Origin of the sequence: Hydrogenophaga taeniospiralis, from assembly GCF_020510445.1 — a bacterium.
Taxonomy (GTDB): Bacteria; Pseudomonadota; Gammaproteobacteria; order Burkholderiales; family Burkholderiaceae_C; genus Hydrogenophaga.
Genome location: NZ_JAHBAG010000001.1, coordinates 5052504 through 5067384 on the forward strand (window position 1 = coordinate 5052504; position 14881 = coordinate 5067384).

Consider the following 14881-nt stretch of genomic DNA (forward strand, 5'->3'; position numbering starts at 1 on the left):
TCCCGCCTCTTCACTCCCGTCACTTCGAAGACCCGCCCCATGCCCACCTTCAGCGAAGCCGACATCATGGCGCTGGTGTCGCCGGTGTTCTGGCCCTTTCTGCGGGTGCTGGCGGTGTTTTCCAGTGCGCCCATTTTTTCGGCGCGCTCGGTGCCCATGCGCAGCCGTGTGGCGCTGGCGTTTCTGATCGCGGTCTGCGCCCAGGCCGGCCTGCCCGAGCAGCCCGTGGTGGCGCTGACCGACCCCAACGCCTTCGCCGTGGTGCTGCAGCAGGTGGTGGTGGGCGTGGCCATCGGGCTGGCGGTGCGCATCGTGTTCGCCTCGGTCGAACTCGCAGGCGAGATCATCGGCCTGCAGATGGGCCTGAACTACGCCGGCTTCTTCGACCCCTCCACCAACCAGCAGACCAGCGCAGTGGGCCGCTTCTTCGGCAACACCACCATGCTGCTGTTCGTGGTGCTCAACGGCCACCTCATGGTGCTGCAGGCCGTGGTCTCCAGCTTCGAGACCTTCCCCGTGGGCGCCAGCGCCTTCGAGTCGATCAACCGCCTGCGCCTGCACGAGCTGGGCGCGGTGGTGTTCCGCTACGGCCTGTGGATCGCCCTGCCCATGATCGGCATGCTGCTGTTCATCAACATCGTGCTCGGCTTCGTCTCGCGCATCGCGCCCCAGATGAACGCCTTCGCCATCGGCTTCCCCATCACCCTCTCAGCCGGCCTGCTCGGCATCGCCTTCACCCTCCCCATGCTGGACGCACCGGTGGTGGCACTGATGAAGCTGGCGACGGACATCTTCACGGGCGGCTGAAGCCCGGAGCCGGCCCGCGAAAGGTCAAGCCGAGCCGCTCTGAGGAGTGGCCCAACCCCGATCTCAAACAGGAAATGGGCCAACGCGTGCCGGTGCGAACCCAGGCCAAGTTACGCGAAGTTGCGAACGGTCACATGGCGATGCTGGAACAAAACCCGCAGCGTGTGATCAGCCACTTCCGTTCCCCTGCCTGAGCCGTCCCCTTGCCCATGCGACGATTCCCGCTGTTTCTCCTCATGGCCGCCTTCGTCGCTGCTCCGGCGCTGCACGCCGCCGAGCCGCCTGCGCGCAAAGCCGCCATGCTGTACGCACAGTTCTGCTCTGGCTGCCACGGTGCCGACCTCCAAGGCGGTCGGGCCACCAGCCTGCTCGACCGGAAGTGGATGGCCTCGGACGACGCCCGCCTGCTGGGCGCCATCCGCGGCGGCGTTCCCCGCTCCGGCATGCCCGCTTTCCGAAAGACCTTCACCGAGCCGGAGATCCGCGCGCTCGCCATCTTCATCCGCGAGTCGGCCCACCGCCGCGCCGACCCCGCCGTGGGCCAAGCTGGGGGGCTTCCGGAGGGCATACAGCGCACCGCCTTGCACGCCTACCGCGTCGAGACGGTCCTCTCCGGCCTGGACGTCCCTTGGACGCTGGCCTTCCTGCCCGACGGCCGCCTGCTCGTCACCCAGCGCAAGGGCATGCTCGTCGAGGGCATCCAGGACGACGGCCGCTGGACCGCCCGCCCCATCAAGGGCCTGCCGCGCGTGTGGGTGCGCGACGAAGGCGGCCTTCTCGACATCACCCCCCATCCCGACTATGCGGCCAACGGCTGGCTCTACCTCACCCTCGCGGACCCCGGGCCTGAGGACAGCGGCAACACCAAGCTCGTGCGCGGCCGCATCCGCGACGGCCGTTGGGTCGACCAAGAGACGATCTTCAAGGCCCCCGTGGCCACCTACACCGACCTCGGCATCAACTTCGGCAGCGCCGTCGTGTTTCACAATGGCTACCTCTTCTTCTCCTTCGGCGAGCGCGGCAACGTCGGCCAGGCGCAGGACCTCTCACTGCCCAACGGCAAGATCCACCGCCTCTTCCCCAACGGCCGCGTTCCGCCCGACAACCCCTTCGTCCATACGCGCGGCGCGCTCCCCTCGATCTGGAGCTACGGCCACCGCAACCCACAGGGCCTGACGATCGACCCGCGCAGCGGGGCGCTCTGGGAGAGCGAGCACGGTCCGCGGGGCGGCGACGAACTCAACCACATCGTGCGCGGCCGCAACTACGGCTGGCCCGTCATCACCCACGGCATGAACTACGACGGTACGCCGGTCTCGGCGCTCACCCGGAAGAAGGACATGGAGCAGCCGGTGCGCCACTGGACACCGTCGATCGCGGTGAGCCCCATCCACTTCTACACCGGTGACGCTTTTCCCGCATGGAAGAACCAGCTCTTTCTCGGCGCGCTCGCGCAGCAGGAACTGCACCGCCTGAAAGTGGAAGGCGACCGCGTGATCGGGCAGGAACTCATCCTCAAGGGTCGGGGCCGCGTGCGCGGCGTGACCACCGGGCCCGACGGCTACCTCTACGTCGCGCTGGAGATTCCCGGGCCGGACACACCCGACCTCGTCGTCCGCCTGGTTCCGGCGGACTGAGCCTTGCTCATATTCCCAAGCGAATCCGGCGCGGGTAGGTTGTTTTTGAATCGGTTCTGATCGCGATCTGCGCCCAGGCCGGCCTGCCCGAGCAGCCCGTGGTGGCGCTGACCGACCCCAAGCAGGTGCCTGTAGCGCGATTGCGGCGATCAGTTCTGTGGGAGGGGTATCGGCCCATTCGGTTGGTCTTGGCGGCCGCGGTCATGCCGCCACTCGAATCACGACTTTGCCGAAGCCACGGCCCTCGGCGTACCAAGCCAGCGCCGCCGGAGCCTCATCGAAACCGAACACGCGGGCGATCACTGGCCGCAACTTGTTCACCACCATCGCGCGCGCCGCGCTGTCAAGTTGCGTGCGGCTGCCCGCAGCCACGGCGCGCAAGGTGGCGCCCGACGCGAACAGCGCATTCGCGTCGATCATCGAACTGCCACCCGCCACGGTGCCCACGAAGCCGATCTCGCCGCTCATCGCCACCGCCTTCAGCGAATGCGCCAGCGTGCTGCCGCCGCCGACCTCCACCACGTGCTGCACGCCGGCGCCGCCGCTCAAGCGCCGCACCTCAGCCGACCAGTCGGGCGTGCTGCGGTAGTTCACCACTTCATCGGCACCCAGCTCACGCAGCCGCGCCGCCTTGTCGTCACTGGAGGTCGTGGCAATCACCCGAGCCCCAAAGGCCTTGGCGAACTGCAGCGCAAACAGCGACACACTGCCCGACCCCAGCGTGAGCACGTCGTCGCCGGCTTTCAGGGGCAGCCCGCCGGTGAGCGCATTCCAGGCCGTCACGCCGGCACAGGGCAGCGTGGCCGCTTCTTCGTACGACAGGTGGGGCGGAACGGCCACCAGCGCATCTTCGTGCACCACGGCGTACTCGGTGAGCATGCCGTCCAGGGAGCCGCCCAGCTGCGCCGCGCGCTCGACCGCGAAGGGCCCGTCCACCCAGCGCGGGAAGATCGACGCGATCACGCGGTCACCGAGTTTCGCCCGGGTGACGCCGGCGCCCACCGCGGCCACTTCGCCGGCGCCATCGCACATGCCCACCACGTCGGGTTTTACCGGCAACGGGTAGCGTCCTTGCTGCAGGATCATCAGTTCCCGGTAGTTCAGCGATACGGCGTGCACGCGCAGCAGCACCTCGTTCGGGCCGGGCTGCGGTACCTCGTGCTGCCTCAGCACCAAGCCGCCGAGGCCGGCACCCATGCTCATGTGATAACTCTTCATCGTGTTGTCTCTTTCTGTAGGTGAGGCTGTGTTCAGGTGGCCTTGGCCTTGACATAGCCGCGGCCTTCGACAATCCGCCCGTCGCGGACGGTCATCACGTTCAATCCGCGCGAAACGTCACCAGGCCTGGGACCGGTGCGGTATTCCCAGAAAATCAGACCGCGCTCACCCATCACCACCACGTCTTCCAGCGTGAACACGCCTTTGCGATTGGCGGCAATGGCCCGCCACGAAGCGAGGCAGGCGGCACCGCCGACAAGGTGCGTGCCGTCGGCCGTAGGCTGCGAACGTTCGACCACGCAGTCGGATGCGATCAGCTCGACTAACAGGGCGGGGTCGTGGCGCAGAAATGCCTGGTTGAAGCGGTGCAGGATGTCGGCCGTGCTGCCCGGTGTGTGCTCGTGTGTGTCCATGTCGATACCCATTGATGAGTTGTTGCACTGGGGTCCAGTGTGCGAATTCAGGGGCTATTCGTCCAACGCATTCGAGTCATACACTCAATGCATGAACAGCATTGAAATACCCCCCACGCCTCGGCTCGACAGCCGCGACCTGCGTCTGGTGCTGGCCCTGGCCACCGCGCGCACCACTGCGGGCGCCGCGACCAGACTCCACCTGACCCAGCCGGCCGTCAGCCGTGCACTGCTCGCCGCCGAAGGCAAGCTGGGCGCGCGCCTCTTTGAGCGCACACCGCGCGGCCTGGAGCCCACACCGGCGGGCAACACCTTGCTCGACAGTGCGCCACGCCTGCTCACCGAACTGCACGAACTCGAGTCGCGCTTGCAAGGCCCAGCCGCACCTGCGCAGCGCTTGCGGCTGGTATGCGAGTGCTACACCGCCTATCACTGGATGCCCAGCGCACTGAAAGGCCTGCGTGCCAGCCTCCCGGGCATGGACTTGAGCATCGCCATTGAGTGCACGCGTGACCCCATCGCCGCGCTGCTGGACGGTGAGATCGAGGTAGCGCTCATCAGCGAGGCTCCGACGCCGCGCAGCCGCCGCCTGGTCGACAAGCCGCTGTTTGCCGACGAGATCGTGTTCGTCATGGCCGCTTCGCATCGCCTGGCCGCACGCACCTCGCTCACCCGCGCCGACCTGTGCAAGGAAACCCTGCTCACCTCGCGCATGCCCACGCGCGACATGGCCTGGTACCACAAGCCGCTGGCCGCAACGCGCGAGGCACCGCTCAACTACCAGGTGCTGCCTCTCACGGAAGCGGTGATCGACTTCGCGCGCGCAGGCATGGGCATCGGTGTGCTGTCCGAGTGGGTGGCCGAGCCGCACCTGCGCCGCGGCGATGTGGTTGCCAAGCGCTTGGCCTCGGGCCCGCTGCGCCGGCCCTGGCGGCTGGTGTGGCGCAAGGAGATCGAGAACGCGGCCATGGAGCTGTGGCGCGTGCTGGAGAAGGCGGCTCCGCGCGTCAACGCCTTGCCGCTGGCTCGGCCACGCCGCGAGCGCTTGCGCGCTTGAGAGGTCGGTTGATTCGTGCTGCCTCGTGAATCAGTGAAGCAGCCTCAACCCTCAACACAAGTTGAAACGTCTGAGGCTTCAAGAGCCGACACCATCTCGTTCCAAGCGGCGGTTTGGAATTGGCGTTGTAAAGAGCTGGACACGCCCCGCTCCATTACCCAACGGTGACTTCGGTGGTGACCGGCACTGCCCGGCGCACGGCGTCACTGACCGGAGAGTGCTTCTCCGCCCACTCAACCAGCTCGTGGAGTTGCTGGGCGGAAGCGTCTTCCGCTGCAATGCGAACGTTGACACGCATGCTCAGCGGGCCGGGTGGAATGGATTCGGCGACCCCGAAAAGGCCCCGATTGTCCGACTCACTACCGACCGTGACCTCAAGCCGGCTGAGGACGATGCCCAGCTGCGCGGCACGCATGGCGATGACTGTCGCGTCGCAGTTCGCGAGCGCTGCGCGAAGGAACCAGCCGGGTGTGGGGGCACTGGCATTTCCACCAACGGGCGCCGGCATGTCGCTGACCAGCGTGGCGCCGTTGGGTCCGTCGGCTCTGCAACGTAAGCCGGACTCGAGGACTGCAACGGCGGGCTTGTCTTGCGACCGTGCATCTTGCGGATGCTCGGCGAAGTACGTGGCGACTTGGCCCAAAGACTCCCTGATGTGCTTGATGCTCATGGTGCCTCCCGCTGCTGCGCGATGAAGTGGGTTTCGAGTGCCCGAACGCAATGTGGATCGTCGTCCAATCTGGAAAACCCAGACCAGGCGACGGGACAAATCGGAGCAAGTGCGCGCCATTCATGAAGCCGGTCGCCATATTGCCCATTCGCCACGTCTGTCTGCCCAGACGCGAGAAATGTTACACGCACTGTCTCGGCCGATCCACCGTGATCGCGCCAAATGCTTTGGCATTCCGCCCCACGCCCTCACTCCCACTTCAAGTCATAGAGCTTCCAGTCGTCCCCATCACGCCGCCACTCCAGCCGCACGGTGTAGGGCGTGACCCGCTCGGGGATCAGGCCCTGTGCGCCGGTGACCAAGAGCTGGGCTTCGGTGTGGCCGGTGAGCGCGGAGCCGGGGTCGATGCGGGTCTGGCGCCCGAGCGAGACCACCTTGACCTGGGCGTAGCGGTGGAACAGCAGCAGCATGGTCTGGCGCGCCCATTGCGCATCAAACTGGTCCTGGGCGCGAAAGCGCTTGTCCAGCTGGTCGAGCACAGCGCCGCTGTCGCGCGCTTCCAGGTTGTCCTGCAGCCGCTGCACCGCCGCTTCCAGCCGGGCCTGCGGGTCGTCCTTGCCGCAGGCGGACAGCAGCAGCATCAGCAACGCGGCCAGCAGAAACACCGGCAACTGCCGGCGCGCCGGCCTCTGGAGTCCGTTCAACCGCACGCCATGCCCCCTTGTGAGGGCCCGGCGGCCACCGCCTGCTGGTCCGGCGGCAGGTGGCAGGCCACGCAGAGTTTGTTGCCGTCGGGGTCGCGGAAGTAGGCGCCGTAGTAGTGCTCGTGGTACTCGGGCCGCAGCCCCGGCGCGCCGTCGCAGACGCCGCCATACGCCAGCGCGGCCGCATGCGCGCCGTCCACCCGCGCCCGGCTGTCGGCCAGGAAGGCCACCATCTGGCCGTTGCCCGGCGCGTGGGGTTGGGCGTCGTAGGGCCGGCCGATCAGGAAGAGCGGCCGAGGGCCCGGGTGGGACTGCCAGCCCGCCCAGGGGCGGCTGGGGTCGCAGAAGCGCGACTCGATGCCGAGCGCGGCCATCAGCGGGTTGTAGAAGGCCAGAGCGCGCTCGAAGTCGCTGACGCCGACAAAGATGTGGGAAAACATAAGGTCCTTTCGCTACCCAGTGCAACGCGGCGCTCAGCCTCTCAGATCCACCGCCGCACCTTGTGCCGGTAAGTGGTGAACACGTCGCCAAACAGCGCCGTGAGCGCCCGCTCTTCCGGGCCGATCTGGAAGCGGTTCATGTACACCACGAAGGCCGGCAGCCCCAGCAGCGCCAGCGCATGGGCCAGCCACAGACCCCACCCGGCCAGCACCAGCAGCAGGCCCAGGTACATGGGGTTTCGGGTGTAACGGTAGATGCCGCTGTCCACCAGCGCGGACGCGGCCCCGGGCGTGGTCGGGTTCACAGTGGTCTTCGCACGCCGGAAAGAGGCCACACCGAGCAGGGCCACGAGTGCGCCGGCCAGCACGAGCAGCAGCGCCACGGCCGGCAGGCGGGGCAGCGGCCCGGCCAGCGCGGGCGCCCACGCCGACACGCCCCACATGGCCGCGCCCACCAGCAGCGCCAGGGCCACGGGCGGTATCTTCAGTTCGAGTGCGTTCATCGGGTGTCCAGGGTTGATGCAGGGAACGGGTTCAGGGGGTCAGCGCTCGGCGATGTAGTGCGACATGCGCGCGGCCTCGCCCGGCGCCAGGAAAGCGCGCACCTCGGCTTCGATCGCGCCGTCGGCCAGGGTGGCGCGGGCGCGCTGGTGCAGGTAGTCGGCCCACGAGGCGACGATGAAACGCTCCACGTAGCGCGAGGGTTCGCCCAGATCTTTGTAGACGCGCCAGAAGGTGGCACCGTCGCGCCGCCGCGGGGCCTTCATGCGGGCGATGGTGTCGAGAAAGGCCTTGTCTTCCCCGGGCCGGATGCGGTAGCCCACCTCCACCGCCACCGGGCCGGCCTCGGGGCTGGGCTCGGCTTCCACGAACAGCTCGTCCCAGGGCGTGCCCTGGGTCACGTCGTGCGCCTCGCCCACGCGCAGCGGAAACGGGCGTGCCAGCAGCAGGCCCGCGGCCATGAGCACGCCGGCCGCGGAGAGCGCGGCGGTCAGGCCGGCGATGTCGGAGACCGCTCCCCAGAACGCCGAGCCGATGGCGAACGCGCCCAGCGCGGAGACGATGTGCAGCGCCACCGCGCGCGAACGCACCCAGGGCGGCGCGCTGGCCTGGGTGGCGGTGTTGAAGGTGGACATGGTCGCCATCCAGGCCGCGCCGCCCACGGCCATGGCGGCGTACACCAGCCACGGCACGCGCACCCAGGCCGCCACCAGCATGACGGCGGCAAACGCCGCGCAACTGGCGGCCACGATGCCGTCGAGCCCGAAGCGGGCCCGCACCCGCCCGATCACCAGGCCCGAGGCCACGGCGCCGGTGCCCAGGCAGCCCATGAGCAGGCCGAAACCTTCGGCGCCGGTGCCGAGCTGGCGCTGCGCGATCACCGGCAGCAGCGCCCACAGCGCCGAGCCGGCGGCGCTGAAGGCCATCACGCGCACCAGCTGCGCCAGGATCATGCGCGAGTGCCAGGCAAAGCGCAGGCCGCTCAGCGTGCCGCCCCAGAGCCGCTCGGCCGGCAGGCTGGAAGGCGGGTGCGCTCGCGGCGGCCAGCGGCGGATCGACTCCCACATCACCGCCGTGGTGAACACCGTGACCACGAACACCCAGCCCGCGCCCAGCCGCGCGAACAGCAGACCGGCCAGCGTGGGGCCGATGGCGCGCGCGGCGTTGTAGGCAATGCCGATGGCGGTGATGGCCTGCGGCCACTCGTCGCGCGGCACCGGGTCGATCACCGAGGAGTTCCAGGCCGGCGTGAGCACGGCCGTGCAGCAGCCGCAGACGAACACCAGAAACAGCACCGAGGCCGGCCCACCCCAACCGCCCAGCACCAGCGCGGCCAGCAGGGCACAGGCGCCCACCTGCGCCATCAGCGCGCCCGAGATCAGGCGGCGCCGGTCGGTGGTGTCGGCCAGCACGCCCGCCGGCAGCGCCAGCAGGAACATGGGCAGGAACACCGCGGTTTGCACCAGCGCGGCCAGAAACGACGAGCCGGTGAGCTCGACCATGAGCCAGGCCGCGGCCATGGTCTGCATGCCCGCGCCAATGAAAAAGACCCCGCCACACACCCAGAGCCCCCGAAAAGCGGGTTGTCGCAAAGGACTCCAGATCGAGTGGGATGTGACCATCGGGTCAGTATGCCGGAGCGGCCTGGGAAGGCGGCTGCACGAGGTTATTGCGGTGGGTTTGCCTCATTTTGCGAGTTGACTTCACTTTGACTATAGTGACATCATTGATGCCAATTGCAGGAGATGAAGTCATGGCAGTCGTTACCGTCAGAAATCTGCCCGACGAGGTGCACCGCGCGCTTCGTGTGCGGGCGGCCCATCATGGCCACAGCACCGAGGCTGAAATCCGCGACATTCTGGAAGCTGCCGCTCGGCCACCGGAGCGTATCAAGCTCGGTTCTTTGCTGGCCTCTATCGCCCGTGAAGCGGGGGGGCTGACCGACACGGAAGCGGAGCAGTTCAACCAACTCCGCGACAAGACCCCGGCCGAGCCGATGAGGTTTGAATGATCCTCATCGACACCAACGTGATTTCCGAATCGTGGAAGCTCGCGCCCGATGCGCGTGTGCTGGCATGGCTCGATGCTCAGACGATAGAAACGCTGTACCTGTCCGCCGTGACCGTGGCGGAACTGCGCTTTGGCTTGGCGGCGATGCCGGCAGGCAAACGGCGCACGGTCTATCTGGATCGCCTGGAGCGAGACGTATTGCCGGCCTTCACGGGGCGCGTTCTTCCCTTCGACCTGGATGCCTCACAGGCCTACGCAGACCTGATGTCGCAGGCGAGGGCGGCAGGAAGGGCAATAGGCATGGCGGACGGCTATATCGCCGCGACGGCGGCAGCACGTGGGCTCATGGTTGCCACACGCGATACGCGTCCTTTCGAGGCTGCAGGGCTGAGCATCATCAACCCTTGGGAGGCGTAGCCGCGCTTTCGCGGTGCGCATCCTCAAACCAGGCTGTTGCGGATCGCGTAGACCGTCAGTTCCGCGTTGTTGCTCATGTGCAGTTTCTCCAGCACCCGCGCGCGGTACACGCTCACGGTCTTGGGGCTGAGCATGAGTTCTTCGGCGATTTCGGAGAGTTTCTTGCCGGTGGCGATCTTCTGCAGGGTCTGCAGTTCGCGCTCGGACAGGCTGGCGTGCAGCTCTTCGCTTTCGGGCGCGCTGAGGTTGTCCACCAGCATCTGCGCCACGTCGGCGGTGACGTATTTGCGGCCCTGCTGCACGGTGCGCACGGCGTTCACCAGCTCGGCGGGCTCGCCCGCCTTGTTCAGGTAGCCGCGCGCGCCGGCGCGCAGGCAGCGGATGGCGTACTGGTCTTCCGGGTACATGGAGACCACCAGGGTCTTGACCGGCGAACCCTCTTCGCGCAGCGCGGCCAGCACTTCCAACCCGCCGCGCCCGGGCATGTTCAGGTCGAGCACCAGCACGTCGCACGGGGTCTTGCGCAGCAGTTCGCGCAGCTCGGGGTAGCTGCCGGCTTCGCCCACCACCTGGATGTCCACCGCCTCGGCGATGGTGTCGCGGATGCCGCGGCGCACCATCGCGTGGTCGTCACACAAAATCACCTTGATCATGGCCGTCCTCCTTGTCAGCATCTGCATTGTCGGGGTTCGTCGATGCACGCAGCGGCACCGACAGGATCACCGAGGTGCCGCGCGGGGAAGAACTCACGTCGAGCCAGCCGCCCACCTTTTCGGCGCGCTCCTTGAGCCCGAGCAGACCAAACGACTTGGCCTTGCGCAGCGCCTCGGGGCCCATGCCCCGCCCGTTGTCTTTCACTTCCAGGGTCAACACCCCTTCGCGGTCGTTCAGGTCGATGTCGACCGCGCTGGCCTGCGCGTGCTTGCTGACGTTGGTCAGGGCTTCCTGCGCGGTGCGGTAGGCCACCAGCTGCACCTCGCGCGGCACATCGATGAATTCGGACGAGCGGCGCACCAGCACACGATGGCCGGTGCGCCGCTCGAAGCTCGACGCCAGCCACTGCACCGCCGCCACCAGCCCCTGGTCGAGGATGGGCGGGCGCAGGTTCATCATGATGCGCTGGCTCGCGCCCAGCGCGTGCTGCAACATCTCCAGCGCGTTGTTCACGTGGGCGCTCATCTCCTCGTCGGCCACGCGGCGCCCGACCCAGGCCAGGTCGAGCTTCACGGCGGCGAGGGCGCCGCCGATGTCGTCGTGGATCTCGCGGGCGATGTCGGCGCGCTCCTGTTCGATGCTGGTCTGCAGGTGTTCGGCGAGCTCGGCCAGCCGGTGGCGCGAGTCGGCCAGCTCGGCGTCGGCGCGGGCCTTGGCGCGGCGGGTCTCGCTCACTTCCAGGGCGCGCTCGATCACGTGCGACAGCCGGTGCATGCTGTCCTTGAGCAGGTAGTCGCTCACGCCGCGGTGCATGGCCTCGACCGCGGCGGCCTCGCCAATGGCGCCTGAGAGGATCACGAACGGAAGCTCGCTGTGGCAGGCCCGGGCCACGTCCCAGGCGTCCAGGCCGGTGAAACCGGGCAGGTGGTAGTCGGCCAGCACGATGTCGTGGCGCCCGTCGGCCAGCTCCCGGCGGAAATCGTCGAGCGAGTCCACCAGGGTGAGCTCGCAGGGCATCTGACTGCGCTGCAGGGCGAACTTGACCAGAGCGTGGTCCACCCGCGAGTCCTCCAGATGCAGGATGCGGACCGGGGACTTGTCCAAGGGATCGGGGGCGGGCGCTGCGTTCATGGTGAGAGGGGTTGGACGCCTTGAATAAAGCACGCCGTGCTGGGACGCGTGGACAACGCCACGAAATGGCGCTGAATTCGGCCCGTTATCTGCCGATACAGAGGATCACAGGTCGGGAAAATTGTAATGCCCGCCCTTCCACCGCCAGGCCACACCTCGCCCACACCATGGACCAACCGACGATGCCACAGCCCCAGCCGTCCGTCTCGCTGCCCGTGAGTCTGGTGGCCGATGTGCAGGACGCCCTGCTCATGGCCATGACCGATCTGCAACGCCTTGAGGGCCTGCTGGACCACGCCACGGGCAATCTGCTGGAGCGTTTCGGCTCCGCCAACCACGCGCTGGCCCACCTCGCGCGCCACGACGACGAGGACCTCCACCGCATCCGCCACAGCCTGCACCAGGCCGTGACCGAACTGCAGTTCCACGACATGGCGACCCAGCTGCTGGTGCACACCGGCAAGATTCTTCAGGGCTGCGCCTGGAAGCTGGCCGACGAAACCATGGAACCGGAAGAAGGCGAGCTGCCGATATGCCTGGACCCGGTGCCCGAGCGCCCCAGCCCGGTGACGCAAAGCGAGATGGACGCGGGTTCCATCGAATTGTTCTGACGATGCGCTGTTCAAGCCCACCCTCTTTCTGTCGATATCTGTTCGAAACACGGAGTACTCCATGCAATCGATTCTTGCCGTAGACGACTCGGCCTCCATGCGAAAAATGGTGTCGTTCACCCTGACTGGCGCGGGTTTTCACGTGGTGGAAGCGGTGGACGGGCAGGACGCGCTGGAGAAGGCCCAGACCCACGCCATCGACCTGGTGCTGACCGACCAGAACATGCCGCGCCTGGACGGCCTGGGGCTCACGCGCCGGTTGCGCGAGCACCCCAAGTTCAAGAACACCCCCATCCTGATCCTGACCACCGAGTCGAGCGATCTGATGAAGCAGGCCGGGCGCAGCGCCGGCGCCACCGGATGGCTGGTCAAGCCGTTCGATCCGGGCCGCCTGATCGAGGTCATCCAGAAAGTCATCCGCTGAACAGTCGCCCCACGAGCGCACACGCCACACAGGCAAGGAGTCCCCCATGGGTGAAATGATGAACGACGGCCAACACCTCGGTGACAACATCGACCTGAGCCAGTTCTACCAGATCTTTTTTGAAGAGGCCGGCGAAAACCTGGACCAGATGGAGCAGATGCTGCTGCAGCTGGACCTGGAGCAGGCCGACGACGAGGAGCTCAACGCGATCTTCCGCTGCGCCCACTCCATCAAGGGCGGCGGCGCCACCTTCGGCTTTGCCGACGTGGCCGAACTCACGCACCAGATGGAGTCGCTGCTGGACAAGCTGCGCCGCCACGAGCTCCAGCCCAACGCGGCGATGGTGGACGTGCTGCTCGAATCGTCCGACGCGCTGCGCCTGCTGCTGGCACGCCACCAGGGCCGCAGCACCGATTCCCCGCCGACCGACGCGCTGGTGGCCCGCATCGCCGTGCTGGCGCAGGGCGAGGTGGAATCGGAGCTGGTGGCCCCGCCCGCCGCGGCGCCCGCGCCCAGCGCCGCCCCCGCCATTGCCATCGCGCCCCCGCCCGCCGCCGCCCCGGCAGCACGCAAGGCCGCCCCGGCCACGCGCGAGCTGGAGATCCACATCGGCCCGCTGGAGAACCCGAGCGAGGCCGACTGCATCGCCGAGCTGTTCCGCGACATCCCGGGCCTGGGCGAGATCAGCCCCCTGCCCTGCGACCAGAAAGACCGCCGCATCTTCCGCGCGCTCACCACGGCCAGCGACACCGACCTGCTCGACCTGTTCACCTTCCATGTGAGCAAGGAGCAGATCCAGATCGTCGATCCGGCCGCGATCCTGGCGGCCCAGTCGGCCGCTCCCGTGGCGGGCGGCGAAGGCACGGCCTTCGGCTTCTTCGAGGGTTCCCCGGGCTCGCCCCCGCCGAGCGCACCCGCCCAGCCGCTCGAAGCGGGTGGCACGCCCTCGGCCAGCGCCGCCCCGGCCAAGGCGGCCCCCAAGGCCGATGCCCGCGCCGCCCCCAGCACGGCCCAGCTCGAATCGAGCACGCTGCGCGTCTCGGTGAGCAAGGTGGACCAGCTCATCAACCTGGTGGGCGAACTCGTCATCACCCAGGCCATGCTGGCGCAAAAGAGCCGCGAGCTCGACAGCACCGCCAACCAGCCCCTGCTGGCCGGCCTGGCCGACCTGGACCGCAACACCCGCGATCTGCAGGAAGCGGTGATGTCGATCCGAATGATCCCGATGTCGGTGGTGTTCAACCGCTTTCCGCGCATGCTGCGCGATCTGGCGGGCAAGCTGGGCCGCAAGGTCGAGCTGATCACCCACGGCGAAGCGACCGAGCTCGACAAGGGCCTGATCGAGAAGATCACCGACCCGCTGACGCACCTGATCCGCAACAGCTGCGACCACGGCATCGAACCGCCCGAGGAGCGGCTGGCCAAGGGCAAGACCGAACACGGCACCATCACGCTCTCGGCGTCCCACCAGGGCGGCTCGATCCTGATCGAGGTGCGCGACGACGGCAAGGGCCTCTCGCGCCAGAAGCTGCTGCAGAAGGCGCGCGAAAAAGGCATGGACGCGCCCGATTCGCTGAGCGACCCCGAGGTCTGGGGCCTGATCCTCGCGCCGGGCTTCTCCACCGCCGAGGTCGTCACCGACGTGTCGGGCCGTGGCGTGGGCATGGACGTGGTCAAGAAGAACATCGCCTCGCTGGGCGGCACGGTGGAGATCGACTCCGCCGAGGGCTACGGCATGAGCGTGAAGGTGCGCCTGCCGCTCACGCTGGCCATCATGGATGGCATGACGGTGCGCGTGAGCGACGAGGTCTACATCCTGCCGCTGTCGTCGGTGATCGAGTCGTTCCAGATCAACCCGAAGGACATCAACACCGTGGCCCAGGGCGCGCAGCTGGTGAAGGTGCGCGACGAGTACATGCCGGTGATCGAGCTGGAGCGGGTGTTCCAGGTGCCGCGTTTCGAATACAACGCGGCCAGCCCGATCATGGTGGTGGTGGAGGCCGATGGCGCGCGAGTGGCGCTCATGGTGGACGAGCTGCTCGGGCAGCAGCAGGTGGTGATCAAGAACCTGGAGTCCAACTACCGCAAGGTGCCCAACATCTCGGGCGCCACCATCCTGGGCGACGGCAAGGTCGCGCTGATCCTCGACACCTCCGGCCTGGTGAGGCGCTCACGCCACTGAACCCC

17 protein-coding genes and 1 pseudogene are annotated in these 14881 nt (G+C 67.7%); 9 read left to right on the forward strand and 9 right to left on the reverse strand.

Annotated features, from left to right (window positions below; genetic code table 11):
- Positions 1-39: 39 nt before the first annotated feature.
- The 3 genes and pseudogenes from fliR (at position 40) to KIH07_RS24195 (ending at position 2444) form a co-directional block, all read left to right on the forward strand.
- A complete protein-coding gene (gene fliR / locus KIH07_RS24185; RefSeq protein ID WP_226494394.1) occupies positions 40-807 on the forward strand; it encodes a flagellar biosynthetic protein FliR in 768 nt (255 codons plus the stop codon).
- 41 nt (positions 808-848) lie between these two features.
- Positions 849-1001: pseudogene (locus tag KIH07_RS24190) on the forward strand (IS630 family transposase); the annotation flags it as partial.
- A 15-nt stretch (positions 1002-1016) separates the two neighbouring features.
- On the forward strand, positions 1017-2444 hold the full coding sequence (locus KIH07_RS24195; RefSeq protein ID WP_226494395.1) for a PQQ-dependent sugar dehydrogenase: 1428 nt from the start codon (positions 1017-1019) through the stop codon (positions 2442-2444).
- A 201-nt stretch (positions 2445-2645) separates the two neighbouring features.
- Here the strand turns inward: KIH07_RS24195 and KIH07_RS24200 are convergent, their stop codons facing one another.
- Positions 2646-3662, reverse strand: a complete 1017-nt coding sequence (locus tag KIH07_RS24200) for a zinc-dependent alcohol dehydrogenase family protein (protein WP_226494396.1) — start codon at positions 3660-3662, stop codon at positions 2646-2648.
- 32 nt (positions 3663-3694) lie between these two features.
- Complete coding sequence (locus KIH07_RS24205; RefSeq protein ID WP_226494397.1) at positions 3695-4075, reverse strand: nuclear transport factor 2 family protein; 381 nt, start codon at positions 4073-4075, stop codon at positions 3695-3697.
- A gap of 91 nt (positions 4076-4166) precedes the next feature.
- Here KIH07_RS24205 and KIH07_RS24210 point away from each other — a divergent pair, with 91 nt between their 5' ends.
- A complete protein-coding gene (locus tag KIH07_RS24210) occupies positions 4167-5132 on the forward strand; it encodes a LysR family transcriptional regulator (protein WP_226494398.1) in 966 nt (321 codons plus the stop codon).
- A 154-nt stretch (positions 5133-5286) separates the two neighbouring features.
- Here the strand turns inward: KIH07_RS24210 and KIH07_RS24215 are convergent, their stop codons facing one another.
- From KIH07_RS24215 to KIH07_RS24235, 5 genes are all read right to left on the reverse strand, one after another.
- Positions 5287-5802 (reverse strand): OsmC family protein, encoded by a 516-nt coding sequence (locus KIH07_RS24215; protein ID WP_226494399.1) that lies wholly within the window; start codon positions 5800-5802, stop codon positions 5287-5289.
- Positions 5803-6050: 248 nt separating this feature from the next.
- On the reverse strand, positions 6051-6506 hold the full coding sequence (locus KIH07_RS24220; protein ID WP_226494400.1) for a hypothetical protein: 456 nt from the start codon (positions 6504-6506) through the stop codon (positions 6051-6053).
- Positions 6503-6946 (reverse strand): VOC family protein, encoded by a 444-nt coding sequence (locus tag KIH07_RS24225; protein WP_226494401.1) that lies wholly within the window; start codon positions 6944-6946, stop codon positions 6503-6505. Before KIH07_RS24225 ends, KIH07_RS24220 begins: the two co-directional genes overlap by 4 nt.
- 41 nt (positions 6947-6987) lie before the next feature.
- On the reverse strand, positions 6988-7449 hold the full coding sequence (locus tag KIH07_RS24230; RefSeq protein WP_226494402.1) for a methyltransferase family protein: 462 nt from the start codon (positions 7447-7449) through the stop codon (positions 6988-6990).
- 39 nt (positions 7450-7488) lie between these two features.
- Positions 7489-9069 carry an MFS transporter gene (locus KIH07_RS24235; RefSeq protein WP_226494403.1) on the reverse strand — a complete coding sequence of 527 codons (1581 nt, stop codon included), beginning with the start codon at positions 9067-9069 and terminating at the stop codon, positions 7489-7491.
- A gap of 131 nt (positions 9070-9200) precedes the next feature.
- On the opposite strand from KIH07_RS24235, the gene KIH07_RS24240 reads away from it, so the two are divergent.
- Positions 9201-9458: a FitA-like ribbon-helix-helix domain-containing protein gene (locus tag KIH07_RS24240; RefSeq protein ID WP_226494404.1), complete on the forward strand. Its 258-nt coding sequence runs from the start codon at positions 9201-9203 to the stop codon at positions 9456-9458.
- Positions 9455-9874, forward strand: a complete 420-nt coding sequence (locus KIH07_RS24245; RefSeq protein ID WP_226494405.1) for a type II toxin-antitoxin system VapC family toxin — start codon at positions 9455-9457, stop codon at positions 9872-9874. Before KIH07_RS24240 ends, KIH07_RS24245 begins: the two co-directional genes overlap by 4 nt.
- A 23-nt stretch (positions 9875-9897) precedes the next feature.
- On the opposite strand, the gene KIH07_RS24250 is transcribed toward KIH07_RS24245, so the two are convergent.
- Both KIH07_RS24250 and KIH07_RS24255 read right to left on the reverse strand, forming a co-directional pair.
- The gene (locus KIH07_RS24250) at positions 9898-10527 is read right to left on the reverse strand and encodes a response regulator transcription factor (RefSeq protein WP_068171679.1); all 630 of its coding nucleotides are present in this window, start codon (positions 10525-10527) and stop codon (positions 9898-9900) included.
- Entirely contained in the window at positions 10505-11659 is a 1155-nt protein-coding gene (locus tag KIH07_RS24255) for an ATP-binding protein (protein WP_226494406.1), read from the reverse strand. Before KIH07_RS24255 ends, KIH07_RS24250 begins: the two co-directional genes overlap by 23 nt.
- A gap of 182 nt (positions 11660-11841) precedes the next feature.
- On the opposite strand from KIH07_RS24255, the gene KIH07_RS24260 reads away from it, so the two are divergent.
- The 3 genes from KIH07_RS24260 (at position 11842) to KIH07_RS24270 (ending at position 14876) form a co-directional block, all read left to right on the forward strand.
- Positions 11842-12270 (forward strand): hypothetical protein, encoded by a 429-nt coding sequence (locus KIH07_RS24260; RefSeq protein ID WP_226494407.1) that lies wholly within the window; start codon positions 11842-11844, stop codon positions 12268-12270.
- A gap of 61 nt (positions 12271-12331) precedes the next feature.
- Entirely contained in the window at positions 12332-12694 is a 363-nt protein-coding gene (locus tag KIH07_RS24265; protein WP_226494408.1) for a response regulator, read from the forward strand.
- A 46-nt stretch (positions 12695-12740) separates the two neighbouring features.
- Entirely contained in the window at positions 12741-14876 is a 2136-nt protein-coding gene (locus KIH07_RS24270; protein ID WP_226494409.1) for a chemotaxis protein CheA, read from the forward strand.
- Positions 14877-14881: the final 5 nt, after the last annotated feature.